Origin of the sequence: Chamaesiphon minutus PCC 6605, from assembly GCF_000317145.1 — a bacterium.
In the GTDB taxonomy this organism is placed as follows: domain Bacteria; phylum Cyanobacteriota; class Cyanobacteriia; order Cyanobacteriales; family Chamaesiphonaceae; genus Chamaesiphon; species Chamaesiphon minutus.
Map to the genome: position 1 here is coordinate 5,585,854 of NC_019697.1, position 24,940 is coordinate 5,610,793.

The following is a 24,940-nucleotide window of genomic DNA, read 5'->3' on the forward strand; positions in this document are numbered from 1 at the left end:
ATTTGGTTTAACTCATTTCTCTGACTCGATTTGCGACATTATCTCATGGTATTGCGAGATCTAAAAATTTCTAGCAATTATCTTAAGCTCTCGCTCGGAGATCGAGAGTGACTTTCCTCCAGCTCTGCTGTTTGGCTGATGTTCTCACCAACAACTGGACAGTCTATTAAATTAAGTTATGATGGAAAATGTAACAAAAGTTGTCTCCAAGATTCTTAACACCACAAAATCATTTACCTTTTGGCATAGTTTCTACGATGAATAACTCCTCCTCCACACCTACGAACGATACTTCGGTTTGGACTAGCCTCAAACAAGCGATCGCTGCTAGTTCGGGATTTCAACACTGGGCATCGCAACTATCGACCTTAGAACAATCCAATCTCAATCTTGACGCTCGCGTCCAACGCTATTTGCGCGAAACGCTCGAAACGCTCGCTTATTAAATTTTACGCTCGATCTGCCAGGGTAGAGGCAATTGTCTCTATCCAGTTTTTGCCATGTTTCAAAGATGCTAGTGCTTAGTGTCGATCTGAGGGTATCCACGAAGGGCACGTCTACAAATTAATTGCGTCGCGCTAATGCGAAGCGATCGTGTCCTGCTAGATCGTTGATAATTTCTATGTCTGTATAACTACCCTGTTTTGTTAGTAGCTCTATTACAGCACAACCCTGTCCCGCCATCATTTCGATTAACCAAATCCCTCCTGGCTGAAGATATGCAGGTGCGGTTTCGACTAAAACCCGAATCGCCTCCAAGCCATCAAAACCGCCATCTAAGGCCAAGTGCGGCTCGTGCTTGACAACTTCGGGTTGCAACCGCAGCACCTCCTCAGAGGGAATATATGGCGGGTTAGAGAGCATTCCGGCAACTCGTCCCTGAAGGTGGGCGATAGACGACCACCAATTGCCTTGACTGAAAGTAATCCGTTGGCGTAGCCGCCGAGCATCAGAATCGATAACGTCTAACTTTGTCGCATTTAGGCAAGCGATCTTTAAAGCAGCCGCACTGTAGTCTACCGCATAGATCTGGGCATCTGGTAACTCCTTCGCCAACCCGATCGCAATCGCACCGCTCCCAGTCCCTAAATCGACCCAAATGCCCTGTTTTTGCAGGTTATTAGCATTGGCTATGGCAATATCGATTATCGATTCTGTTTCGGGACGGGGAATTAGAACCGCAGGCGAAACCACTAGCTCGAAATCTCGCCAAAAGGCAGTGCCGATTAAATACTGCACGGGCTGATGATTTGCTACTCGATCGTGCCACAATGCCGATAATCGATCGAGTGACATTGAAATCGGAATCGATCGATCTGGTGCGATCGATTCTAACCGCAAAGTGAGCCGATCTAAGTTAGCAACGGATTGGAGCAACCAATCGATCTCGCGCTCGCTAATCTTTCCCGGTGCCGCAACACTTCGCGCCCATCTCCGCCAAGCCCATAATTCTCTTCCGGTAACTAAGCTGTCTGACATTTCGATCGTATATGAGATTTTAGGAGAGCGGGGAGCGGAGGAGTGGATGGGTGGAGACGCAAGCATCCTAAAACCTAAAGTCTAAAGCCTAAAGCCTATTCCCTTCTGCCCTCATTAAGGCTTGGGCTTAGTTGTGGCAGGTTTAGTTTGCACGGCGCGTAATTTGCGGATGCTTTCGACACTTTCAGCAGATGGCACGAATACTAGTTGCTGTTGTGCGGGATAATTTTTGGTTTTAAAGTCTTGCAATACGACATGCAGAAAATTAACCTTGATTTCTGCTTTGGCGACTAATTTAGGATCTTTTTTTCTCACGCGATCCAACCATTGTTGGGCTTGTTGTCTGTCCAGAAATAGCGGTGTTAAATTATTCTCCTGTACCGTTACATATTTGTCTTGCTGCTTAATCGCAACCATAAATAACGGTACTGGATACAAAGCATTAGCTTGAAACGGCTTTTTGAGCAGTTGCGCGTTTTTGAGTTGTCGCTCTGTCGGGAAAAATACAAAGCTTACGCCAGGAGATTTTTTTTGCATCTCTGACTGGATTTTATAAATTTCGCTCAGCGGCACGATCGTAATTTGCGCTACTTTACTTTGCTGTGGCTGCTCTTTTCTAAGCTTTTTTAATAGAGCGGCAGCATCTTTCAATTCCATAAATACTGGCGTAATCGTGCGAGTCGCGCCCCCATTTTTGATGCTCTGCTGGAGGAAGTTGCCCGTACCATTAGTAATCGTGAATACTGGCACCTTCTGAAGTTTTTCAATAATTTGCGCTTCGGGAAGTGCGCGTGCGGGTTGGGGTACAATCGCCATCGGTGCGAGCATTGCACCCACGATCGCGAGCGGAAGAATTAACGATTTAAACATTGTGTGATACTAAAAGATGGCTAGTATTTGAGATACTGTCCGGGTGTCTGTTGGCGATCGAGATGTCGATACTCGGCAGGTTGGATCGTATTGCGCTACCAACTTGGGGCGTGCAGGATAGATTTTCGCTAAGGACTCAATAATTTTAACCTAAAGCGATCGTCGCTAAGAAGTTCCGACTATGAGCCGATCTGATTGGTTCCCGACCTAAAGCTTATATGGAAACAGAGAGACTAGATAACTTTCTAGCCTCTCTATCAATCTATTGGTGGTTTATTTTGCTTACTCCCCGGGCAAGGCTCGAACTTGCGACCAATCGATTAACAGTCGATCGCTCTACCACTGAGCTACCGAGGACTATGTTTTAGTGATGTTTCACACTGTTAATATAATATCACCATCGCTTGAAATTTGGCAAGTAGATTTTAAAACTTTTTTCGGTTCGTACCTCAGCTCAGTAACGCCGATCTCCGGAGTGCCACAGCGGATGAAATAGCTGTTAATCTAAGACTTGACTGTACTGTTGGGGCATGAGAGTTATGGATTTAGCAATCGCGGTAATTTGCTGCAATTGCGCGCTGGCGATCATCATTTTAGCGATCGCGGTATGGGTGAGGCGGTTTCGCAGACAATTAATCGCATTGACTAAGTGGTGCGATCGGTGGGAGCGAGACTGCAATCTTGGATTGGAGAATGCCCCAGCATCGATCGCCAACAGCCGCCTGCAAATCGAAAGGCTCTACCAGCTCTATCGACAACAATTGCAAACCATCGATCGCATTCAGTCTTTTAGAGCATTTTTAGGCATTCTTCGAGCTGTGATTCGACGGTAGAATTTGACGGGGGACGAGGGGAAGAGGTGACTGGGTGACGCTTGCGTCAAAAAATTCACCATCAACTATCAACTATCAACTATTCCACCCTTCTAGGGATTTACCCGAATCCGTCCCTGACAAACAAGGGCACCGCTTATCAGCTCTAGTTGGGTAATATCGACATCATCGCCGAGATCGATTTGATGGCTCTGGATCTGGCTGCCAGGAAGATCGAGCGCGCAGCTAATCGTCAGCGGATCGAGATCGAGAATATGTCCATCGCGAATCTGAACGCCCATGACGATCTCGATCGGTGCCGTTCGATCTTCAGTGGTGAGATTTCCTTGTAAAATTAAAGTCTGGGGAGCAATCTGGAGATGTCCCCAATCGATCTGCCAGCGAGGAGCTTGTGTCTTTGCCGCTAAGATTTGGGTGAGGAGATCTGTAATTGCTTGAGATAATAGTGGTGCGGCTAGAGAATCTTGTAAGTTGGCTTCGCTAAATTTAACATCAGCCAGTACCGCGATCGGTTCTAGTAGTCGTAGAGCTTGACCTTTGAGGACTTGGGGCAGGTTAATCCGAATATTCTTAGCGAGCAGATCGATCGATCCCAATGATAAACCCTGATAGATCGCGCCTACTGCTACCACCGATACCTGGGGGATCGTGCCGCCCAAAATTTGCCGACTGCCGCCTGCGATCTCAACTTGGATGTCATCTACATGCGATACTTGCGATCTCAACCATCCCCGACAGGCAGGTGCGAGTATGGAGCTAACTATTCCTCTAGTTTGATTTGTCAATGTCGCTAGCTCTTCTGTGTAATATTTCTGAAAAAGAGTCTACATGTAAATAGTTGCTCGTTTCTAGTGAATAATATCAGTAAACTGGAGACTGCTAAATGTAGAACATTAGATATTACTCACATAATGCCTAGAGACTAGTTACTGCGTAGATCTGAGGGTGCCCCTTGTGGGTACCCTCGGTCGAAACTAAGCAATCTCAAATCTTCCACTTTTATTCCCACACCATGACTGTCCGGCTTCAGAAAATTTTATCCCAATGGGGAATTGCTTCGCGTCGGCGTGCGGAGCAACTAATTTTGGCAGGCAGAGTGCGAGTTAATGGCGAGGTAGCCAGAATAGGACAAACAGCCGAACCTGCTACCGATCGGATAGAAGTTGATGGTAAACTAATTGCAGGACAGAGCCGACCTGAGCCGATCTATCTACTGCTCAATAAACCAGTTGGTGTCGTGTCTACCTGTTTCGATCCGCAAGGTCGTCCGACAGTGTTAGAATTGCTGCCACCTCAACTGCGCGATTCTGAAGGAATTCATCCGGTAGGTAGATTAGATATCGATTCCAGTGGTGCATTATTGCTTACTAATGATGGCGATTTGACCTTTAGGTTGACTCACCCGCGTCACAGTATCGGTAAAACTTATGCTGTGTGGGTGCAAGGGCGACCGACGGCAGCCACATTATCTGCATGGCGCAACGGGATCGACTTGGATGGGCGAGATACATTGCCAGCACGGGTGACCGTTATTAAGCAACAACCGGATCGAACTTTGCTCGAAATCGTGCTCGTTGAGGGTCGAAACCGACAAATTAGAAGGGTTGCCGCACAATTAGCACATCCTGTGATTCATCTCCATCGTACCAGAATAGGTAACATTTGTATCGACGGAGCGAGACCGCTCGCGATCGGTTGCTACCGCCATTTGCAAATCACAGAAATCCACACTCTCCAATTGACTGGGGATCGAGTAGAATGATTTTCACCTTTAATTAAGCAATTAAGGTGAAGGCGCAATTTTAGACAAGATTCTCATAGCTTAACCCCCCCCATCGATATCCCTTACAACTACCCCACAAGCAGCGTCGTGACTCTACTGGCACCGTTCAAGCACATTACCGCTTTCAAACTGTCTAAATTGTCCATGTTTTTAGGTGCGGCATCTCCCCTAGAGAGCTTTCGGATTAAAACACCTGACGGCGAACCGATCGAACCTGTCATCGCGGCTCCTTTGCCGCCAACTCCAACTGAGATTTTGCAAGACATTGGGAATAACCTTCGCCAATTACGAGAGTATAAGCAGATGTCGCGCGAGGATATCTCTGCGCTCACGCAGATTCAACCCCGCTTGATTCAAGCGATCGAAGAAGGGCATATCGAAATGCTCCCCGAATCTGTGTTTGTGAAGGGAATGATCAAACGGTATGGAGATAGCTTGGGTTTAGATGGTAGAACTATCGCCTCACAGGTACCCAAATGGGAGCCAGAAGTTGCTACTTTCGATCCGATTACCAAACTTCAGACTACGGGTTTTAGCTCTCCGATGCGAGTTAGTCCCGGACGACTTTATTTTGGTTACACTTTGGCAATTGTCAGCTTGGGGGCATGTGCGTCACACTTAATCGATAATGCTACCAAACCGCCAGCACTGCCAACTTCCGTGCCGATGGCGCAACCGCGTCCGGCAGCGATCCCAGCAGTAAATGCGGTCGAGCCAGCTCAACCCAGTCCGGGTGTGGGGGTTGAGATCGTCGTCCAAAGTCCGACCTGGGCACAAATTGGTATCGATGGTACTACTAAATTTACTGGAAATTTGAAAGTTGGAACTCAACTAAATTGGATTGCCACTAAACAAATTACCATTAATACTAATAATGCAGGTGGGTTAGTCATCTCTCGCGGTAAGCAACCAGCAAAACCATTAGGTAAAATCGGTCAAAAGCAAAGTGTGACTATTAAGGTTAGTAAATAATTAGTTTACAGATCTGGACATTCAGACGATACGATCGCGATCGCCATTAATGCGTAATCTCCGACCGGAATAATTTTAACTAATGTTATAAGCCCAGCGGTGGAACTTTCGGCTCGATCGCGTACTAAGTTTCGCTCGAAGATTTCGGGTAGTGGTATAAATTGCCGCTACCCGAAATCTTGTGAGCTAGATCGGTTTGATGTGGTGATAACTAAGTTTGGCAGTAGCGCGACTAAATCGCAGGAGATCGCTCTCGACAGCGAGATATCCAGTGAGAGTAAACCGCTCGAAACGTCAAACGTTCGCTGCAAAAGAGCGATCCCGGCTAGCTTTTGCCACAGATTCAAGATCGATCGTCAATGTAGTTAAAGTCAGGTTCGTAGCGAACAATATCGATCTCGAAACTAGGCAGTCAAAAAAGCAATCTCTCCATAGAAGTATCTTGGTAGTGCCCGATCCTCTCCCGATCGTAAATAGTAGTTATTACCGAACCAAATACTTAAAATTACTATACCCAATCGCCAAAATTACTGTGTTAAGATTTAATGACACAGGACAAGCAGCAGGGGATGGAAAACAGCCATGTTTGAACGCTTTACAGAAAAAGCCATTAAAGTAATCATGCTGGCCCAGGAAGAAGCACGTCGCCTGGGGCACAATTTCGTCGGTACCGAACAGATCCTCTTAGGATTGATCGGTGAAGGTACTGGCGTCGCAGCAAAGGTCTTGAAATCGATGGGGATCAACCTCAAAGACGCCAGGATCGAAGTTGAGAAAATTATCGGACGTGGTTCGGGTTTTGTCGCCGTTGAAATCCCCTTCACTCCCAGAGCGAAGCGTGTTTTAGAGTTGTCTCTAGAAGAAGCTCGTCAATTGGGACATAACTATATCGGCACCGAACACTTATTGCTCGGCTTGATCCGCGAAGGTGAAGGCGTCGCCGCCAGAGTACTTGAAAATCTAGGTGTGGACTTAACCAAAGTTCGCACTCAAGTAATTCGGATGCTGGGCGAAACCTCCGAAACTGCGACGGCAGGTACTGGTGCTCGATCGAGTGGTAGCAACAAAACTCCGACCCTCGATGAGTTTGGTTCCAACCTCACTCAATTGGCACATGATGGTAAATTAGATCCCGTCGTCGGTCGTGCCAAAGAAATCGAACGCGTAATCCAGATCCTCGGTCGGCGGACGAAAAATAATCCCGTCTTAATCGGCGAACCTGGAGTCGGTAAGACCGCCATCGCCGAAGGTTTGGCACAACGGATTGCCAATCAGGACATCCCTGATATTCTCGAAGATAAGCGCGTTGTTACCCTCGACATTGGTTTGCTCGTCGCAGGTACCAAATATCGCGGTGAATTTGAGGAACGTCTCAAAAAGATCATGGATGAAATCCGCCAAGCGGGTAACGTTATCCTGGTGATCGATGAAGTCCACACCTTAATTGGTGCGGGGGCTGCTGAAGGCGCGATCGATGCTGCAAATATCCTCAAACCCGCTCTAGCACGGGGTGAGCTGCAATGTATCGGCGCGACGACTCTAGATGAGTACCGCAAGCACATCGAACGCGATGCCGCTCTAGAACGTCGCTTCCAACCAGTAATGGTCGGCGAACCCAGCGTAGACGAAACGATCGAAATCCTCCACGGTTTGCGCGAACGTTACGAACAGCACCACAAGCTGAAAATCACCGATCTCGCCCTGGAAGCTGCGGCTAAACTAGCCGATCGCTATATCTCCGATCGGTTCTTACCCGATAAAGCGATCGATCTGATGGATGAAGCTGGCTCCCGCGTTCGCTTGCTCAATTCCCAACTCCCTGCTGCGGCAAAAGAATTGGATAAAGAGTTGCGTAAAGTCCTCAAAGAGAAAGACGAAGCCGTCCGCTCGCAAGACTTCGATAAAGCAGGTTCTCTCAAAGACCGCGAAATCGAAATCAAAGCTGAGATCAAGAGCATCGCTCAAGCTAAGAAAACTAGCGACGAGACCGAAGATCGCGTCATGCCAGAAGTTACCGAAGAAGACATCGCTCAGATCGTCGCTTCTTGGACTGGCGTACCTGTCAGCAAGCTCACCGAGTCTGAGTCCGTCAAACTGCTAAATATGGAAGAAACCCTCCATCAGCGGTTGATCGGCCAAGAAGAGGCTGTCAAGGCTGTCTCCCGCGCCATTCGTCGCGCTCGTGTCGGCTTGAAAAATCCCAACCGTCCGATCGCCAGTTTCATCTTCTCTGGCCCGACTGGAGTTGGTAAAACTGAGTTGACCAAAGCGTTGGCAACTTACTTCTTCGGTTCCGAAGACTCGATGATCCGCTTGGATATGTCCGAGTATATGGAACGCCACACCGTATCGAAACTAATCGGTTCGCCTCCAGGTTACGTCGGCTACAGCGAAGGCGGTCAATTGACTGAAGCCGTCCGTCGTAAGCCTTATACTGTCGTCTTATTCGATGAAATCGAAAAAGCGCACCCAGACATCTTTAATATGCTCCTGCAAATTTTAGAAGATGGTCGCTTGACTGACGCCAAAGGCCGCACGGTAGACTTCAAGAACACCTTGATTATCCTTACCTCCAACGTCGGTTCTAAAGTAATCGAAAAAGGCGGCGGCGGTCTGGGATTCGAGTTCTCGGACAACAAAACCGAAGCTACTTACAACCGGATTCGCAGCTTGGTCAACGAAGAACTCAAGAACTACTTCCGTCCAGAGTTTCTCAACCGTCTTGACGAAATTATCGTCTTCCAACAGCTCACCAAGCCAGAAGTCAAGCAAATTGCTGACATTATGCTCAAGGATCTGTTCACTCGCCTCACCCAGCAAGGGATTCACCTTGAAGTCACCGATCGTTTCAAAGATCGTCTGATCGATGAGGGTTACAATCCTGCATACGGCGCGCGTCCGCTCCGTCGCGCGATTATGCGTCTACTCGAAGACATCCTCGCGGAAGAAATGCTCTCCGGTCGTCTCAAAGACGGGGATACCTCGATTGTAGACATGGGTGAAGACGGTAAAGCGATCGTTACTCCCAAGCAACAAGACAAACTACCATTAGCACCCGATTTACTAGCCCCAGTCGGCGAATAATCGATCGAACAATTTAATGTTAATTTAAAAGGCGTACTGCAAAGTATGCCTTTTTTTTGATATTGTTATGCATCCAGAAGAAATTTTCGATGAATTAGAAGTCTTAGTTAATGGATTACCCTTTAACTTGCCACATCATGAAGATGGGGGTGTTTTATATCCCTTCGCTTGGAATTCTACCAGCATGGGCGAATTTAATAGCTTCAATCTTTTACAATCGAATGAGTGGATTAAACCCACCGATGTCAATGTAGTTATTAAACAATGGAAAGAGCTAGAATATGCTAAAAGCTTTAATGAGTTATCATCGAGACAGCCAGAAGTAGATGCTTGGCAAGATGGGATCGAAGCTCTAAATCGAGAAATCGATAAATTAATTAGTTCGCAGGCTTATTACTTTAGTTCAGAACGCGAACTTGGCTCGCCTAATGGGATAATAATTGCTCAAATGCAGGATGGTAATTGGGTTGGGATCTCGTCAAAAGTATACGTGGCAAGTGGTATGCCAATCGAGGTAATCGATCTCTCCCCAATAGATCGACCAACTTCAGAAATAGAACAAAAAAATTATGAAATAGTAGGAATCATTTCTCAAATTCCAGATATTGCAATGAATGGTGATTTTGCTGATTATGCATGTAGCCATGTTCATAAGATGATTTTCGGCATGGGTGAAACTCGCGAATCTGCCTGGGAAAATACTTTAAAAGCTTCGGGAATGTTAAAGACATCTCAGTTTAATAATATTTACAAAGACCGTGATTATTTGATCGATTACTACTACTGTGATGAAACTGAGGAGGAAGTTCAAGATATTTTTGATAGATATGCAAAGATAGAGCGATTTCTGAAACAGGAATTATCTAATCCAATTGTTTATCGTATTAGTTCTTGGATTAGCGAGCATATCTATATAATCGGCCAAGTCAAAGGAATGGAAGGAGACAAATTGGGTATTTATATCAAAAGTAATTTTGTTTACAACCCTTAGAAATGAAGTTAGACATTTCGATAGTTACTGCAAGATACCCGACTTGTTAAAAAAGTCGGGTATCTGTCTTACTGCTGCAAATGCAAACACTATTTGCTTAGTTCCCAACCGCCGCAAAATTCATTTCAGGTCGGTTGAAGTCGTGTAGGGTGGGCAAGTTGAGAGCTAGAATTATTGAATCAGCACAGGAAGACTTGCCCACCATCATCAGCTTAAAGGACACTTACTCGACTTACGAATCGCAACATTTGCGCGATCGCAATCCATAAATGGTGAGCAAATAAGTTAGATATTTCGATCGCATAAAGCGATCGACTCGACCACCCTACGCATGTATGAGCTATCTTGGCATGTTATCTAAAAATTACAATCGTTACTAGCAGTCGCTCGAACTAAAAGCTGTCGATCGTACTCGGTTATTTCTTGCTTGAGTTGGCGCAGAGTTAAATTAAAACTATTGCGCCGACCGATAACTTGTCTTGGATGGAGACTAGGATCTGGAGTCTCTAGTGCCGCCAATCGCTGCTCCAATTCCTCAATTTTAGAAAGAGTAAATCGGTATTGATGTTGGTTTTCAATCATAGCTATTTGGACATCATTGTTTGAGGATCTAGAGCGATTACACCTTTTGGTCTTCCCTGACGATCGGTTTGAAAGAAATCCTCATAGAAATCTTGCTCGAATAAAGTACCGCCAAATACTTGTTGCTGAGATTCTATATCTTCGCTAAATAAAGGATCTAGAACATCTAAATCTAGTCCGAAACTTGCATACCAACCATCAAAATCGTTAGGATCTTTTTTATCGGTAACGAAACTACCACCAATTATAACTCGGCGACAACCAGCTTGCGCCAGCTTACGCAAGGCAGCAGCCAAACCAGTCATCAGACGCAAACGTCGATTGTTAGTACCAAATCTCTGCATCATTTCCATCCACGACACTTCGTATACCCCTGGTGGTAGATAGCCAAGCTCATTGAATGGTGGAATAGTCATCAAGGCAATCGATCGCTACGGCAGGAAAATAACTGACGTTCTTAGGTTAACACAATCGACTGCAATTTCATTTACAATGATTACTCGATCTTATCCACTTACTCAATTTTATCATTCCCGACCGCGCCGAGTATAGAATACCGCGATACACAGAAAGTGATTTGGCAAAAACGGCTATCGCTCTATCACGATCGTATTGCATAGTTTTATTCCCTAAAAATTATTGAGGTGGAGTTCCATTAAAAGCTAATTCTTCAAAGAGAATGAGTACGAAACTCTCTGATTACCGAAAAACACTCAGCAATTTCCGCGATCGAGATAAGATCGATCGAGTAGCTAGTATGCTGCTGGTAGAGAAGCTCTTGCCAGATCGCGGGCGCATATTTGCGATTATTTACCCCTATCTTTAAACAAACCGCACACAAAGATCTTTTTACCCAAAACATCGCATGTCGAAACTAACTTGTACTCGGAACAACTGTAATGGCACGATCGATGATGGTTATTGCGATACCTGTGGGATGGCGGCTCTCAAATCCCAATCCGAACTAGATATTGCGCTAGCTGCAACTGCCAGTAATCAACCAGCTCAATCTAGCTCGTCGAGTCTCAAAACCGCACCGAATAGTGCCTCCGTCACGGGTACCGGATCGAGTCCGACTAATAATCGATCTTCGCGTAGTGGTACCCGTCGCAGTGCGCCGACAGCGGGTAAAAGCAGCCGCCGCCAACTGGGTGCGGGATTGGTTTCGATTCCCGAATTACCATCTACCGCTCCCGAATTAGCCGTTCTCGCCGAAGCGAAAGTACCGGAGAATAAACGGTTTTGTGCGGGTTGCAATCAAGCTGTCAAAAGAGATAAAGGTTTTTGTACTAAATGCGGGCAAAAATATAATTTTGTCCCCAGTCTGGCTCCTGGCGATGTTGTCGGCGGGCAATATGAAGTTAAAGGCGCGATCGCGTATGGTGGTTTAGGTTGGATTTATTTGGGGTTCGACAATTTACTATCCCGATATGTCGTCCTCAAAGGTTTATTGAATAGTGAAGATGCGGCGAGTGCGGCGGTAGCCCTTGCCGAGCGGCAATTTTTGGCAGCAGTCAAACACCCAAATATCGTCGGGATTTATAACTTTGTCACCCACGCTGCCGAAGGCTACATCGTGATGGAATATGTCGGTGGTAAAACTCTCAAGGAAATTCGCAAAGAGCGGGGGACGCTGCCAGTAGCGGAGGCTATTGCTTATATTCATCGGGTACTGGGAGCATTTGCTTACCTTCACCAGCTCGGCTTGGTGTATTGCGACTTCAAACCCGATAACGTCATGCTCGAAGGGGACGATATCAAACTGATCGATTTGGGTGGCGCGCGGAAAATTGACGATCCTGACGGTGATATTTATGGGACGATCGGGTATGCTGCGCCTGAAGCTGGTGAAGGGCCGACTGTCGTCTCAGATTTATTTACGATCGGGCGAACTTTAGCCGTATTAGTTACGAATATCTCTGGATTTAGCACCGAGCACCAATATACGCTGCCCAGTGCTCAATCAGATAGTGTATTTGCCCAGCAAGAATCACTCTATCGCTTTCTGCTCAAAGCCACAGCACCAGCGGCAGACGATCGCTTTCAGAATGCTGAAGAAATGGCAGAGCAACTTTTAGGCGTATTGCGAGAAGTCGTCGCCGCCGAAACCAAGACACCGCGCCCTGCGAATAGTAGTTTATTCGATGGCGATCGATTGGCACTCATCGCTAGTGGCGATTTTAGCCCGATTAAGCCTAGTTACTTACATTTACCCAATTTACTCATCGATCCCAAAGATCCTGCCGCTAACGTCATTCTCAATGCCAGTATGACAACAGATCGAGATCGCCGGATCGAGCAATTAAAAAAAGTTGTCAAACAAGTACCGATCTCGATCGAAGCCAAACTTCGCCTAGCCACTAATTTAATCGATCGCGGCGCCACCGAATCTGCGGGTGACTTTACCGAAGCCGAACTGCTCCTAGAGCAAGTTGCCCAGCAAGATGCCTGGGATTGGCGAGTAGACTGGTATCGCGGCAAGTCTCTCCTCGCCCAAAATCGTCCCCAAGAAGCTCAAGCTGCATTCGATCGAGTATATTTCGATCTACCGGGCGAACTCGCACCAAAACTCGCATTTGCGCTCGCCGCCGAGCAAGGGCAAAACTATCAACTCGCCGCACAGATGTACGAAATTGTCGAGCGTACCGATCTTAATTATCCCACTGCGGCCTTCGGTCTCACTCGTTGTCGGTTGATGCAGGGCGATCGCAATGCCGCTGTTACCGCCTTACAACACGTTCCGCCCACATCCAATCTTTATACTAGAGCCAAAGTCGAAATTGCCCGCATTTTAGTCGATCGACAATTACCAGTCGCCATCAATATTCCTAAACATCCCCAACCGACAATCGACGAACTCAAATCGGCAAATCAAACATTAGAATCCCTAACTTTAGAAGGCATCGAAAAATATCGACTCGATCGTCAAGTCTTAGAAACTGCCCTCAATTTACTCACATCTAAAGCCATTGCAGCCCAGAATAATCTGACGATCTTAGGACAGCCCCTAGAAGAAATTAAGCTGCGGGAAGGTTTAGAAAAAGTTTTGCGATCGATGGCACACTTGAGTACTGGCGAGGAGAAGATTTTGTTAGTAGATGAAGCAAACCGAGTTCGACCAAAAACTTTATTTTAGATCTTTCTCTTTTGGTGCCATAACGATTGCCATTGAATTTCATACTCAATCACAGCGTGGATATGTCATTATTGCTTGACTATTATTAGCTACATAAGATCGACTGCCACCACTCTTATATCTAATGTAAATTTTACTGTTTTCATCTACCTGATAACACAACTTACTCGATTGAGAAGTTTTAATCGAATCAATGTTGTTTGTGGATGGAGAGGAGGTAGACACGCTCGTAATGGGATTGATAATAGTTGGGGATATTATCGTCTGAGCCACACAAGGTAAAGCTAACATAACTGTAGTACTACCGAGCGATAGTGCTCTAATTATTCTTTTAGTTATTAGTAGCGTTTGAGTCATCATCGATTTACCTGAAAGCATTATTTAAAATCAATGATAACCGCCTAACAATTCAATTGTATGCGATCGAGATCGGACTAAATTAGATTATATTTGTAATCGATCGCAATGTCTTACAGCGGTTTGCAAATCGATCGGGTAAGATACTTGTCGATCTCAGATCCCCAACTTCTTCCAGCCGTCGGGGATCTGTCGTACCGCACCAAAATTAAAAGTGCTCGATCGTCTCACTCTTGTAAACTAGCTGACTAGTGCCAATCCACGCCGATATAATTCTCTTGCGTACTCAGTCCAAGTTCCCTGTCCCCAGTAGCGAAAACAACTAGTTTGTACCAACAAATTGTAGAGCAAAGCTACTTGATAATCCGGGCGAGTGGTAACTGTCGGATCGGCAGCTACGAGTGTATCAAATTTTTGATGAAAGAGCGCGCTAAGTTGATACATTGGTTCGAGGACATTTTCATATCCTTGTACCCAGCTTAGATTATCAGTCCAAGATGCACCGTCCATGTGAAATTTATGGTCGGTTTTTTTCAGTGCGAAAATTGCGTTTTCGACAGATTCGGTGTTGGATTGTTCTGGATTGACAAGTTGCCAAATTTTATGCTGTTGAACGCCCTGACAAACTGGATAATCTGCTTCGGTGATGCCGATACTTTCTAAGAGTTCTAAATATTCCGTACCGTTACAGCCGACGACACCACTATTTTGACCTTTCATTTCTTGCCAAGGACGAGGAAAGTCGCGGGGAAATTCATTCATCATCACACCGCCATTTTCACCATCGGCAATCTGGGTAACTAGACAAGGAATCGATTTGCCTGCTAATTGCTGTTTGCCCCGACTTTTTGCTTCATAATAAGGCTGCATTTGGGCGACTAATTTGGTGTCCGATCCTTGGGTTTTAATTAAGGCGGTGATGCTAATTGTTTCGCCTTGAGAATTGCGGGCAACTAGACGATTGGGCAGGTATTTATTATCTTGAGTTAAGCTCGCACCATCGAGCTGTTCGACGGAATGCTCCTGCACCATCAACCAGCGATAACCGCACTCTTTGAGAGCTTTGATATATTCATATAGCACATCGGGATGATTGGGGAGGTGCATTTCTGGTTGTGAAAAACCTTTGACTCGCTTGAGTGCATCCATCCCAAACAGCGCGGCAAAATGATGTTGCCATGCTTGAATCTGTAATTTGATATCGGGAGTAGGCGTCGAAGGCACCACTGCATGGCTCCACATCGTCCCCAGCCACTCGACATAGGGCTGATACTGTCGATCGCATGTAATCTTTTTCAGGTGGTCTAGCACGTCATTTCGCCCCATCTGCTGCAATCCCCACAACAGGTTGCCAGAATAATCCAACATGATGCGCGGGTTACACCCTTGAGCGACTAAATCGGGAATAAACTCACCCATCCGTGCATAACACCAGGCAAATACACCAGCGTTATGATTGTCGCCTTCGCCTTGATGCTCGAACATAAATTGCAGATGTCCGATAAGTTCTCCCTGCGCGCCAGCCGGAATGGTGGGTTGGTGCATGTGTAGCGCGCACGCAAACCCCGCACTCATGTCTCCCAAGTGTAAATTGCTAGTCGGGAGAAAGACTAGTTCGGGATGGTTGACGGCGGCATTAATTTCAGCTTCGCGCCCGCAGATACTCGGAATTTCGGCTCCGATTTGGGCTAACTCGGATGTGGAGGATGAAGTAGAAATCACGATCGGCTCCTAATCTGACAATTTCTCTAGGATATCAAGCTATATCTACTTAGGCTCGATCGACAGTCTGAAACTTAACTTTGCCGCTGGTGGTGACGATTTATGAGTCTCAAATTCGATTACCGCCGATAGAATATTCCAACAAAAATACTGAGATTTGTCTTTTGGCGGCAAGCCTTTTTGGAGTATTTCTTCGATCGAGAGCGCAAAACGCAAAAAAATAAAATTGCGTTTTCTGTTTTGAGTGGATCTTCTTCCTCTCTCAGGGCATGGATTTCAGGCAAATTAGATCGATTGCATAGGAGCAAGAATATTGTTATTCGATCGGCAAGCTGAGATAAAGCACTATTCAAGATTTGGCTAGGACGCATTGCCTAAGTTGCTTTCTCTCCATTCGGACGATCGTAAACACCAAGATTGATTTCGCAAAACGGAGGCTACATCAACGCGGCTAAATTTTATATATTGAAACTACTCCATTCACATCAAAATCAATTTCTAACCGAAATCCTTGCAACAAGCTTGTGCCTAAAAGTGGCTTTAATCCAGTAGCTAAAACTGGGACTAATTTTTCTTCCCCATCCCACAAAATAGTTGCTATGTGGATCGGTAATAAGGACTCACTATTATCGGCTAACCGGACAGCTACACTCGAATATAGTGGCAAATTCATCGCACTGATTGCTTGGGGTGGCAAGGTAAGATAGTCATTGAAGCCAGTATCGACCACAAAATCTATCCCGAAATTAGGTTGTCCTGGTAATAAAAACACTACCTGCACGCTCGGTCTTCCATTGATAACTTTACCTTGAATCACTTAGCAACCCGCTCCATTTCTCCGCCAAAAACTACCGCGACATCGTAGCCGATTCGGAGCGTAAATAATCGAGCTACAGGATTTTTAGCTTTTAACTTCATAGCTGTTTCCACACCACTTGGATCGATCCCATATTCACCCGTCTCGGCGTCGATGACAATCATCTGCCCGATATTTTCTCCATGCTCGACTTCTTGCCGGATACTATTCTCGTAAAATTGCTTTGCTCTACCAGCAACTTCTTCCATCGTCCAAAAAATAGCTTGCATAATCACTCCTCTTGGTTGTCGTTACAGTTATTGTAGCTAATCCTCGAAATCGATCGTTAGTATCATGCCTCTTATTTGATAGCGCGATTGAGCCTTCTTCACAATTCGCGATCGATTTACTGAAGCACCTTTAAATTGAAGCTTGCGCATCGTCTAGCGACGATCTAACTCTTCATTGAAAAGACTTAGCCAGTAATATGTAAATACGTTTTAGAATCATAAATAAATTTAGCGCAAACTGAATTGTCAAGTAATAGATTACAAGTGCCAACAACCATTGAAACGAACACGTATTAATTAAAAATAAAGTACAATTACTAGTTTTGAGAAAATAAATCAAAAGTGTTGCCACAGTTATGATTGAAACTAATATTGAGAAAGATATATTAATGTAAATTTCTCGCAGTAACTCACGAGTTTTAATTCTTCTTTTATTCTCAACTGGATCTGTAGCTTCAGGTAAGCCTGATTTTTTATCAGAGATGTCATACACTAATAGTAACAAATTGAATAACAATGCAGAAAAAATTGACAACGAAGTTATTAGTGCGTTAACTAAAGCATCATTCAAGGACATTCCTACATGAACTATGAAGCCAGAAATAGTGAGAGGTAGAAGAAAAAATAATGTAATATCTAAATAAGATATTTTCCTGGTTATATTATTTTTTAATGTATTAATGTGATCTTTGATTATATTAGCGATTGAAATTTTGTCAAACATGACTCTACGGATATATCTGGTCTATAATTTCACTCATGTATTCTTCAGCAACTTTGTGAATACTATCAAAGTTAGGGTGTTCATCACTATCCATAATTATCCGATCGGATATATCATAAGAAGCTTTTGCTTTTCCTAAGTTACCCAAATCAAAAATTCGCACACTTCCATTAATCTCAACTTCAATTTTTACTGTATCATAGTCAAATTTAAAGTCACGAATTTCAATTAATTTTTTCACGTCACTTTTAGAATCAAAAAAACTTTGAACTTTATGCCATAAAGGAATTCTATTTGCTGACAAAACAACTTCCATATTAAATGCTGTTTCTTCATGCCCTTCATCAAGTCCATCAATGCTATCACTAGTAGCACTGTACTTAACACATCGAAGCTTTTGAATATTTCCATTGGATATAATTTTCTTGATCACCTCTTCATTTATTAAAGTGTTAATTTCAATACAATAGCTAGAGTACTTTTTAGAAAAATATTTATCCAAAAAGCTTCCGAAGCTGCTGCGAATACCAAACACACCTGTCCGCTGTAGAATTAGAAGTCCTTCATCAGTATCTTTTGGTAGATAAAAAAGAAAATAGAACGGCAACACATCAGCATCATTCTTCTGCTTCTTGTAATTTGTTTTATCTGTCTGCACGTCGCGGATCTCACTTGCAATACCGTACACGCCACTTTCAATAATTCCGCTAATACTTCTGCCATGCTGTTGAACACGAATTGATTTAATGTACATTTTGTAAGTATCGTTTGTATTGCCACTTTCAACTTCCTTGAGAAAAGTATTTATGACATCATAGATATCATTGTAGCCGTCAAATTCACTTAATTTCTTACAATAATTTGCTTGCTTCTTTTTATCGATTTTATTTGTGTATTTTTTAATTCTAATTGTATAAATAGATAAAAAAGTTTTCATGCAAGCTTAGTACGACCCAAATATAAAGTGTGTTTTTAGCTCTATAAAAATAGAGCATTATAATTAGCAATAATCGATAGATATCAATCTAAAGACATTTAGAAAAGTAAAATTATTACAAGGAGAATTTTAATTTTCCGGTGAATGTGCTTATAGTACCCATATAATCATTCTAAATCTAAATATCTGTGAATTAGTTCAAGACATAGACCTAGCAGGCAGATTAGCTCATACTTGGCTAAATCAAAGACTCGATTGTGCTATTAAACACATCACTCGATCGCATTGCTCGAACTGCTTTCTCTGTGTCAGGATGATAGTAACCACCAAGATCGACAGGTTTACCCTGCGAATTATTTAACTCAGCTACAATTTCCGTTTCGAGATCGATTAATTGCTGCGCTAACTTTCCAAATTTCGCCTTGAGTTCTGGATTTTTACCCTGCTCTGCCAACGCTTGCGCCCAATACATGGCGAGATAAAAATGACTGCCACGATTGTCTAATTCATGGACTTTTGCTGATGGCGATTTGCCATTATCTAAATATTTACCATTAGCTCGATCGAGTGTTTCTGCTAAAATTAGTGCGTCGGGATTATTTGTCTTCTGTCCCAAATCTTCCAACGCTACCGCTAGAGCTAAAAATTCGCCTAAGGAATCCCAGCGGAGATGTCCTTCGGTGACGAACTGTTGGACGTGTTTGGGCGCGGAACCACCCGCTCCCGTCTCGAATAAACCACCACCAGCCAGTAAAGGCACGATCGATAGCATCTTGGAACTCGTACCTAGTTCTAAAATTGGGAATAGATCGGTTAAATAATCTCGCAAAACATTCCCCGTGACAGAAATAACGTTTTTACCCGCCTTAATTTGCGTGCAAGTAAACCGCATCGCTGCTACTGGAGCAAGAATTTGAATATCTAGACCTGTCGTGTCGTGGTGCTGTAAATACTCATTCACCTTGACGATGAGATTGGCATCGTGAGCGCGATTGGCATCTAACCAGAAAATTGTCGGACAACCTGTCGCTCTGGCGCGACTTACGGCCAGTTTTACCCAATCCCGAACTGGTAAATCCTTCGTCTGACACATCCGCCAGATATCGCCTGTTTCTACCTGATGTTCCATTAACGTTGCGCCAGTGGACGCTAGCACCCGCACTACGCCATCAACTGGAATTTCAAAGGTTTTATCGTGAGAGCCATATTCCTCGGCTTTCTGTGCCATCAAACCCACGTTGGCGACATTTCCCATCGTCGCGACATCAAATGCGCCCTGCTCCTGACAGAATTTGATACACTCCTGATACATCGTCGCATAAGAGCGATCGGGTATCATCGCTTTCATGTCGTGCGCTTGCCCATCCGCGCCCCACATCTTGCCAGAGGTACGAATCGCTGCCGCCATCGACGCATCAATAATCACATCGCTAGGAACGTGGAGGTTGGTAATTCCCTTATCGGAATTTACCATCGCTAGCTGGGCACGGTGATGATAGACTGCCTGAATGTCAGACTCGATCTCATTTTTTTCTGCTTCCGGTAAAGATTGAATCTTGGCATATACATCGCCAATCCCATTATTCGGATTTACACCCAATCTGACAAAAGTATCGGCATATTTAGCAAACACATCTCGATAATAAACCTTGACAGCGTGCCCGAATAAAATCGGATCGGAAATTTTCATCATCGTCGCCTTAACATGGAGCGACAGCAGGATATTTTCGGATTTTGCTGCATCTATTTCTCGATCGTAGAAAGCTCGCAATGCCTTGACACTCATCACCGCCGCATCGATGACTTCCCCCGCCGTCACTGCTGTTTTCTCTTTTAGCACCGTCACCGCGCCATCTGCTGCGACTAGCTCGATTTTGACATTCCCCGCTTCATTAATAACTACCGACTGCTCGCTCCCATAAAAATCACCACTTTCCATGTGAGCGACATGAGTTTTAGAATCTTGCTGCCATTTACCCACCCGATGGGGATTTTTTTGGGCATATTGTTTCACCGATGCAGCTACCCGTCTGTCGGAATTGCCCTCACGCAAAACTGGATTCACCGCACTCCCTAAAATCTTCGCATACCGCGCTTTAATCTCTACTTCTACTTCATTCTGCGGTTGTGCTGGATAGTCGGGAATATCGTAACCCTGAACCTGTAATTCCTGAATCGCGGCTGTCAATTGGGGCGTCGAAGCACTAATATTCGGTAACTTGATAATATTCGCTGCTGGTGTTTTTGCCAGTTCTCCCAAGATTGCGAGATCGTCGGGTTGTTGTTGTGCTGCTGTCAACCGCTCTGGAAAAGCCGCAATAATCCGCCCAGCCAAGGAAATATCGCTAGTCTCGATCGTGACATTAGCAGCTTTGGTAAATGCTTGGACGATCGGCAAGAAAGAATATGTTGCCAAAGCTGGAGCTTCATCGGTAAAGGTATAGACGATTTTTGAGGGTTGAGCTGTCATAATCTTCGTGGATGGGTGGCTTTGGCAATGATAGATGGTTCCAAACCATTATTTTGACATCTCTGGGGAATTTGGTGGTAGCGCAGTTGGCGAAATCTGAATTTGGGCGTAATTGGTGATGGTGCTACGATATGGATAATCGAATATTCGTGGTGCGTTACCCTTCGAGACAACACACCCTGATATTTTCATGCGAATCAGATATAGTTATTATGTTTACCTACTACTATAAGTAACTTTGATTTCTTCAATTAAATCGTAGAGTAAAGATTCAATTTTGACGATCGTTTGTCCGCGTTGCATTTCATTCCCGATCGATTGTGTGAAGTTTTCGGCGAGACGACGACTGAGTTTGGCACTGTCAGGATCTTCTAATAACTTAGTCATGGCTGTATAAATAGATGCGGAGATTTCTTTGACGACACGATCGACCGCTTGTGCGGGCATTTCGCCGATACCTGGGAGCATTTGGAGATTGCGATAAGCGGGAGATTCGGACAAAGCTTTTTGAAATAAGTGGCGCAAAATTGCTTCTAAATCTGGTTGAACTTTAGGAATGACCCGATATACTATAATTTCTAAGGTTAGCTCGATTAATACTTCAATTTCGTTGATGTTATTTAAATCGACGTGAGGGGTATTAAGATAGCTACGGATGACACGAGTTATTTGTCCGTCTCTAAGGGCACCTTGAGTTTGATGGAGTGTCTGGAGAATGACACCTTCGGTGAGTTCGTTGACGATTTGACCGACAAATAAGCGATTGAGTTCTGACTTGACTAGATCTAGCTTAATTAATTTTGCTTGTTGTAACCGAATGATAACCGGAATTATTCGTAGAAATTGCGCGAATGGCAATATTAATATTAGATCGTACCAGCGGCGAATTAGAACCTGTTGCCAACTTAGCTGGCGATTGTGACGGCGAATAAAGAAAATTCTACCCAATAGTTCGCCTGCAAAAATACTGATAAATATAACATCTATCTGCCAAAAATCATCGACATAATTACCGGACTCGTTCAATCGCCGATAGTAGTTAGTAACGATTAAAGGCTTAATTTGGCGATCGAAGAATTGGATCTCTTTATCCCAGCCAGCTTTGGTTAAATACTCTTGACTCCAGAAGGTATTAAAGGCACCTTTGGCTGATTGATTTTTGACCCGATCTCGGATATCGTCTTTAATTCTTTCTAAGTTGCCAGTTTTGCCAGCTACTTGAAAAGGATTATTTTGAATCATGCTCACACTCAAAGTGTCCAATTGTTGCAGCCAACTTTGAGTTTGCGAAGAAGCTATTCCAGTTTGCTCGACGGTGCTTTTGAGTTGTTCGACAGCATTCAGATAACGCTCGGTTTCGCGATGGGGTTGGATGCCTTTAAACCTGTCGTATGCACGCACGACGCTAGGTAAATTGCGAAAGTAAAAATCGCGACAGGGAATATAAGTCAGATCGAATATCGATACTAAAAAACTAATCGAGGCAATAATTGCCATCGATCGCTCAAACCACATGTTCTTGCGCGTAGTTGTTGCTAACACTAAAAGATATTACAAAATACTTGGATCTCGCCACTCATTCTAGAGTATTTTGGCTATAGTTATTAGGCAAACAAAGGGTTACACCAGCATTCAGGATTTAATTTTAATTTCGCAAGCCCTAACCTTAACCCCTCACCCACATGGCGATCGTGCAAGATTTTAACTGGAACAAGCTGCAAAATGGCTCTGATATTCGCGGAATTGCCCTCGAAGGCATCCCAGACGAACATGTCAATCTCACCCCCGCAGTCGCCAAAATCCTGGGACAAGCGTTTGTGACGTGGCTCTGTGGGAAGGTAAATAAACCCAGTACGCAACTAATCGTAGCAGTAGGACGCGACAGCCGCTTATCGGGGCCAGCAATTATGCAAGCCACGCTCGATGGCATTACCGATCTCGGTTCTGAGGCTTATGATTTTGAGATGGCTTCGACGCCTGCGATGTTTATGAGTACGATTACGTCTGGATTTGAGTGCGACGGCGCGATTATGCTCACTGCCAGTCATTTACCATTCAATCGAAATGGATTAAAGTTTTTTACCGCGCAAGGTGGTTTAGAAAAAAAAGATATTAGCGATATTTTGCAGTTAGCGGCTAGCAATAATTTTGAAATTGCCGCAGCAAAAGGGGCAATTTCTCAACGCGATTTTATGTCAGTATATGCTAACCAATTTGTCGAGCAAATTCGGCAAGCTGTCAATCATCCTACTAATTTTGACCAACCATTATCGGGACTAAAAATTATCGTCGATGCGGGTAATGGTGCGGGCGGTTTTTATGCCGATCGCGTGTTGCAGCCATTAGGTGCAGATACGACTGGGAGCCAGTTTCTAGAGCCAGATGGCAATTTTCCCAATCATGTTCCCAACCCCGAAGATCCGACAGCAATGGCGGCAATTTGTCAAGCTGTTATCGAGCATCAAGCTGATTTTGGAATAATTTTCGATACGGATGTCGATCGATCGGCGGCGGTAGATAGTATGGGTAAAGAACTCAATCGCAATCGTTTAATTGGACTGATTAGCGCGATCGTTTTACAAGAACATCCAGGTTCGACAATTGTCACTGATTCGATTACATCCGATGGTTTGACACAATTTATCCAGCAGGATTTGGGTGGCATTCACCATCGCTTCAAACGCGGTTATAAAAATGTAATTAATGAGTCGATTCGACTGAATCAAGACGGTAAAGAATCATGGGTAGCGATCGAAACTTCGGGACATGCCGCCATGAAGGAAAATCACTTTCTCGATGATGGTGCTTATTTAGTTAGTAAATTATTAGTCGAACTCGCTAAGTGTAACTTGGCTGGCAAATCGTTAACCGATTTAATTGCCAATCTCCAAGAACCAGTCGAGAGTAAGGAGTTGAGAATCAAGATTACTACCGCTGATTTTCAAGCCTATGGAAATGAAGTAATCGATCGAATGCAAACATTTGTAGCGAGTCAATCCGACTGGAAAATCGTCCCTAATAATTATGAAGGGGTGCGGGTTGCTTGTACGTCTGAAAGTGAAGATGGTTGGTTCTTATTACGATTATCTCTGCACGATCCGGTGATTCCTGTAAATATTGAGTCGAATATAGCAGGTGGTGTCGATCGTATCAAGCAGCGACTCTTAGCGTTTTTAAAAACTCAGGAATCACTGGATTTAGCTGCCTTCGGAGCTTAATATTGGGGTGGTTGCGGGGTTTGCTTTTTAGCTTCGATCGTAGATGGTGAACCCACCCCGCCCTTCGGGCACCCCTCCGAGGAGGGGATTTTTCTGTGGAGATTGTCGATAGAGTCCTGTATTTGGATCGACATCCAATAATTATAGGATGAGATTCAATAGATTAATCTAAATTAGTATGTAGATATCTAACTCATGTCATGGATATTTTTATTCAGAAACTTCACAATATAGTCAATGAGATAGAATCAAGGCATCCTAACGATCCTGAGAAAATAGTCTTGCTAAATAGAATGACTGAATTAATGCTTGAAGATGAGAAGAGAACCATTGATTTTCTTGAAAATTGCAATACTAATCATGCACGTATTATCTACTGGCTTAGTCCCTGGTTCGATGACATTGCGTGTCAATTTTATAGCGATAAAGTTGCAGATGCTATGATATCTTTGATTGATAAATATCCTGAAGATATCATGCTGCAATCAGATGTGCAAATAGCGATCGATGTTATTCGTAACATTCAAAAAGATAATTCGCTCCAATAACCGTAGAGTGTACATTTCATATAGGATACTTAGGAAATTAAAGGGGATAGTTATCATAGCTCGAATCTAGTCCATCGGCTGAATCGATTGTAAAAAAATGGTAGGGGTAATTCATGAATTACCCCTACCCTTAATCGAGATTTATACT

22 protein-coding genes and 1 tRNA gene are annotated in these 24,940 nt (G+C 44.2%); 10 read left to right on the plus strand and 13 right to left on the minus strand.

What is annotated here, in order from left to right; translation table 11 throughout:
- The first annotated feature begins 257 nt into the window (after window positions 1–257).
- Window positions 258–446 (plus strand): hypothetical protein, encoded by a 189-nt coding sequence (locus CHA6605_RS25510; protein ID WP_015162257.1) that lies wholly within the window; start codon window positions 258–260, stop codon window positions 444–446.
- A 118-nt stretch (window positions 447–564) separates the two neighbouring features.
- Here CHA6605_RS25510 and prmC read toward each other — a convergent pair whose 3' ends face one another.
- The 3 genes from prmC to CHA6605_RS25525 all read right to left on the minus strand — a co-directional run bounded on the left by prmC (window position 565) and on the right by CHA6605_RS25525 (window position 2,706).
- Window positions 565–1,479, minus strand: a complete 915-nt coding sequence (prmC, locus tag CHA6605_RS25515; protein ID WP_015162258.1) for a peptide chain release factor N(5)-glutamine methyltransferase — start codon at window positions 1,477–1,479, stop codon at window positions 565–567.
- 114 nt (window positions 1,480–1,593) lie between these two features.
- Window positions 1,594–2,349 (minus strand): Tic22 family protein, encoded by a 756-nt coding sequence (locus tag CHA6605_RS25520; protein WP_015162259.1) that lies wholly within the window; start codon window positions 2,347–2,349, stop codon window positions 1,594–1,596.
- 285 nt (window positions 2,350–2,634) lie between these two features.
- Window positions 2,635–2,706, minus strand: a tRNA-Asn gene (locus tag CHA6605_RS25525).
- Between the two features lie 182 nt (window positions 2,707–2,888).
- Here CHA6605_RS25525 and CHA6605_RS25530 point away from each other — a divergent pair.
- Window positions 2,889–3,182, plus strand: coding sequence for a hypothetical protein (locus CHA6605_RS25530; protein WP_015162260.1), 294 nt, complete (start codon window positions 2,889–2,891; stop codon window positions 3,180–3,182).
- 92 nt (window positions 3,183–3,274) lie between these two features.
- Here CHA6605_RS25530 and CHA6605_RS25535 read toward each other — a convergent pair whose 3' ends face one another.
- Window positions 3,275–3,967: an LmeA family phospholipid-binding protein gene (locus CHA6605_RS25535; RefSeq protein ID WP_015162261.1), complete on the minus strand. Its 693-nt coding sequence runs from the start codon at window positions 3,965–3,967 to the stop codon at window positions 3,275–3,277.
- Between the two features lie 227 nt (window positions 3,968–4,194).
- On the opposite strand from CHA6605_RS25535, the gene CHA6605_RS25540 reads away from it, so the two are divergent.
- From CHA6605_RS25540 to CHA6605_RS25560, 4 genes are all read left to right on the plus strand, one after another.
- Entirely contained in the window at window positions 4,195–4,944 is a 750-nt protein-coding gene (locus CHA6605_RS25540; RefSeq protein WP_015162262.1) for a pseudouridine synthase, read from the plus strand.
- A gap of 108 nt (window positions 4,945–5,052) precedes the next feature.
- Window positions 5,053–5,937, plus strand: a complete 885-nt coding sequence (locus CHA6605_RS25545; RefSeq protein WP_157260107.1) for a helix-turn-helix domain-containing protein — start codon at window positions 5,053–5,055, stop codon at window positions 5,935–5,937.
- A gap of 582 nt (window positions 5,938–6,519) precedes the next feature.
- Window positions 6,520–9,021, plus strand: coding sequence for an ATP-dependent Clp protease ATP-binding subunit (locus CHA6605_RS25555; protein WP_015162264.1), 2,502 nt, complete (start codon window positions 6,520–6,522; stop codon window positions 9,019–9,021).
- A gap of 67 nt (window positions 9,022–9,088) precedes the next feature.
- Window positions 9,089–10,012, plus strand: coding sequence for a nuclease A inhibitor family protein (locus CHA6605_RS25560; protein WP_015162265.1), 924 nt, complete (start codon window positions 9,089–9,091; stop codon window positions 10,010–10,012).
- A gap of 357 nt (window positions 10,013–10,369) precedes the next feature.
- Here CHA6605_RS25560 and CHA6605_RS25565 read toward each other — a convergent pair whose 3' ends face one another.
- Window positions 10,370–10,594: a hypothetical protein gene (locus CHA6605_RS25565; protein ID WP_015162266.1), complete on the minus strand. Its 225-nt coding sequence runs from the start codon at window positions 10,592–10,594 to the stop codon at window positions 10,370–10,372.
- 2 nt (window positions 10,595–10,596) lie between these two features.
- Window positions 10,597–11,010, minus strand: a complete 414-nt coding sequence (locus tag CHA6605_RS25570) for a DUF6932 family protein (protein WP_015162267.1) — start codon at window positions 11,008–11,010, stop codon at window positions 10,597–10,599.
- Window positions 11,011–11,273: 263 nt separating this feature from the next.
- Between CHA6605_RS25570 and CHA6605_RS34605 the strand changes: the two genes are divergently transcribed.
- Window positions 11,274–11,420, plus strand: a complete 147-nt coding sequence (locus CHA6605_RS34605) for a hypothetical protein (RefSeq protein WP_157260108.1) — start codon at window positions 11,274–11,276, stop codon at window positions 11,418–11,420.
- Window positions 11,421–11,459: 39 nt separating this feature from the next.
- Window positions 11,460–13,730, plus strand: coding sequence for a serine/threonine-protein kinase (locus tag CHA6605_RS25575; protein ID WP_015162268.1), 2,271 nt, complete (start codon window positions 11,460–11,462; stop codon window positions 13,728–13,730).
- Window positions 13,731–14,327: 597 nt separating this feature from the next.
- Here CHA6605_RS25575 and CHA6605_RS25580 read toward each other — a convergent pair.
- The 7 genes from CHA6605_RS25580 to CHA6605_RS25615 all read right to left on the minus strand — a co-directional run bounded on the left by CHA6605_RS25580 (window position 14,328) and on the right by CHA6605_RS25615 (window position 22,568).
- The gene (locus CHA6605_RS25580) at window positions 14,328–15,809 is read right to left on the minus strand and encodes a hypothetical protein (protein ID WP_015162270.1); all 1,482 of its coding nucleotides are present in this window, start codon (window positions 15,807–15,809) and stop codon (window positions 14,328–14,330) included.
- Window positions 15,810–15,854: 45 nt separating this feature from the next.
- Window positions 15,855–16,025, minus strand: coding sequence for a hypothetical protein (locus CHA6605_RS34610; RefSeq protein ID WP_157260109.1), 171 nt, complete (start codon window positions 16,023–16,025; stop codon window positions 15,855–15,857).
- Window positions 16,026–16,260: 235 nt separating this feature from the next.
- A complete protein-coding gene (locus CHA6605_RS25590) occupies window positions 16,261–16,626 on the minus strand; it encodes a clan AA aspartic protease (RefSeq protein WP_015162271.1) in 366 nt (121 codons plus the stop codon).
- The gene (locus CHA6605_RS25595) at window positions 16,623–16,895 is read right to left on the minus strand and encodes a hypothetical protein (protein ID WP_015162272.1); all 273 of its coding nucleotides are present in this window, start codon (window positions 16,893–16,895) and stop codon (window positions 16,623–16,625) included. Before CHA6605_RS25595 ends, CHA6605_RS25590 begins: the two co-directional genes overlap by 4 nt.
- Before the next feature lie 728 nt (window positions 16,896–17,623).
- The gene (locus CHA6605_RS25605; RefSeq protein ID WP_015162274.1) at window positions 17,624–18,556 is read right to left on the minus strand and encodes a hypothetical protein; all 933 of its coding nucleotides are present in this window, start codon (window positions 18,554–18,556) and stop codon (window positions 17,624–17,626) included.
- A 238-nt stretch (window positions 18,557–18,794) separates the two neighbouring features.
- Window positions 18,795–21,026, minus strand: a complete 2,232-nt coding sequence (locus tag CHA6605_RS25610; protein ID WP_015162275.1) for an NADP-dependent isocitrate dehydrogenase — start codon at window positions 21,024–21,026, stop codon at window positions 18,795–18,797.
- 216 nt (window positions 21,027–21,242) lie between these two features.
- Window positions 21,243–22,568 (minus strand): hypothetical protein, encoded by a 1,326-nt coding sequence (locus CHA6605_RS25615; protein ID WP_157260110.1) that lies wholly within the window; start codon window positions 22,566–22,568, stop codon window positions 21,243–21,245.
- Window positions 22,569–22,708: 140 nt separating this feature from the next.
- Here CHA6605_RS25615 and CHA6605_RS25620 point away from each other — a divergent pair, with 140 nt between their 5' ends.
- Together CHA6605_RS25620 and CHA6605_RS25625 are read left to right on the plus strand one after the other, a co-directional pair.
- Complete coding sequence (locus tag CHA6605_RS25620) at window positions 22,709–24,244, plus strand: phosphomannomutase/phosphoglucomutase (RefSeq protein WP_015162277.1); 1,536 nt, start codon at window positions 22,709–22,711, stop codon at window positions 24,242–24,244.
- 200 nt (window positions 24,245–24,444) lie between these two features.
- On the plus strand, window positions 24,445–24,792 hold the full coding sequence (locus CHA6605_RS25625) for a hypothetical protein (RefSeq protein WP_015162278.1): 348 nt from the start codon (window positions 24,445–24,447) through the stop codon (window positions 24,790–24,792).
- Window positions 24,793–24,940: the final 148 nt, after the last annotated feature.

What these genes read in the sequence shown, in the direction of transcription:
- CHA6605_RS25510 (WP_015162257.1), top strand. Translation starts at nt 258, where the DNA reads ATGAATAACTCCTCCTCCACACCTACGAACGATACTTCGGTTTGGACT.
- prmC (WP_015162258.1), bottom strand. Translation starts at nt 1,479, where the DNA reads ATGTCAGACAGCTTAGTTACCGGAAGAGAATTATGGGCTTGGCGGAGA.
- CHA6605_RS25520 (WP_015162259.1), bottom strand. Translation starts at nt 2,349, where the DNA reads ATGTTTAAATCGTTAATTCTTCCGCTCGCGATCGTGGGTGCAATGCTC.
- CHA6605_RS25530 (WP_015162260.1), top strand. Translation starts at nt 2,889, where the DNA reads ATGGATTTAGCAATCGCGGTAATTTGCTGCAATTGCGCGCTGGCGATC.
- CHA6605_RS25540 (WP_015162262.1), top strand. Translation starts at nt 4,195, where the DNA reads ATGACTGTCCGGCTTCAGAAAATTTTATCCCAATGGGGAATTGCTTCG.
- CHA6605_RS25555 (WP_015162264.1), top strand. Translation starts at nt 6,520, where the DNA reads ATGTTTGAACGCTTTACAGAAAAAGCCATTAAAGTAATCATGCTGGCC.
- CHA6605_RS25560 (WP_015162265.1), top strand. Translation starts at nt 9,089, where the DNA reads ATGCATCCAGAAGAAATTTTCGATGAATTAGAAGTCTTAGTTAATGGA.
- CHA6605_RS25565 (WP_015162266.1), bottom strand. Translation starts at nt 10,594, where the DNA reads ATGATTGAAAACCAACATCAATACCGATTTACTCTTTCTAAAATTGAG.
- CHA6605_RS25570 (WP_015162267.1), bottom strand. Translation starts at nt 11,010, where the DNA reads ATGACTATTCCACCATTCAATGAGCTTGGCTATCTACCACCAGGGGTA.
- CHA6605_RS34605 (WP_157260108.1), top strand. Translation starts at nt 11,274, where the DNA reads ATGAGTACGAAACTCTCTGATTACCGAAAAACACTCAGCAATTTCCGC.
- CHA6605_RS25575 (WP_015162268.1), top strand. Translation starts at nt 11,460, where the DNA reads ATGTCGAAACTAACTTGTACTCGGAACAACTGTAATGGCACGATCGAT.
- CHA6605_RS25595 (WP_015162272.1), bottom strand. Translation starts at nt 16,895, where the DNA reads ATGCAAGCTATTTTTTGGACGATGGAAGAAGTTGCTGGTAGAGCAAAG.
- CHA6605_RS25605 (WP_015162274.1), bottom strand. Translation starts at nt 18,556, where the DNA reads ATGAAAACTTTTTTATCTATTTATACAATTAGAATTAAAAAATACACA.
- CHA6605_RS25610 (WP_015162275.1), bottom strand. Translation starts at nt 21,026, where the DNA reads ATGACAGCTCAACCCTCAAAAATCGTCTATACCTTTACCGATGAAGCT.
- CHA6605_RS25620 (WP_015162277.1), top strand. Translation starts at nt 22,709, where the DNA reads ATGGCGATCGTGCAAGATTTTAACTGGAACAAGCTGCAAAATGGCTCT.
- CHA6605_RS25625 (WP_015162278.1), top strand. Translation starts at nt 24,445, where the DNA reads ATGGATATTTTTATTCAGAAACTTCACAATATAGTCAATGAGATAGAA.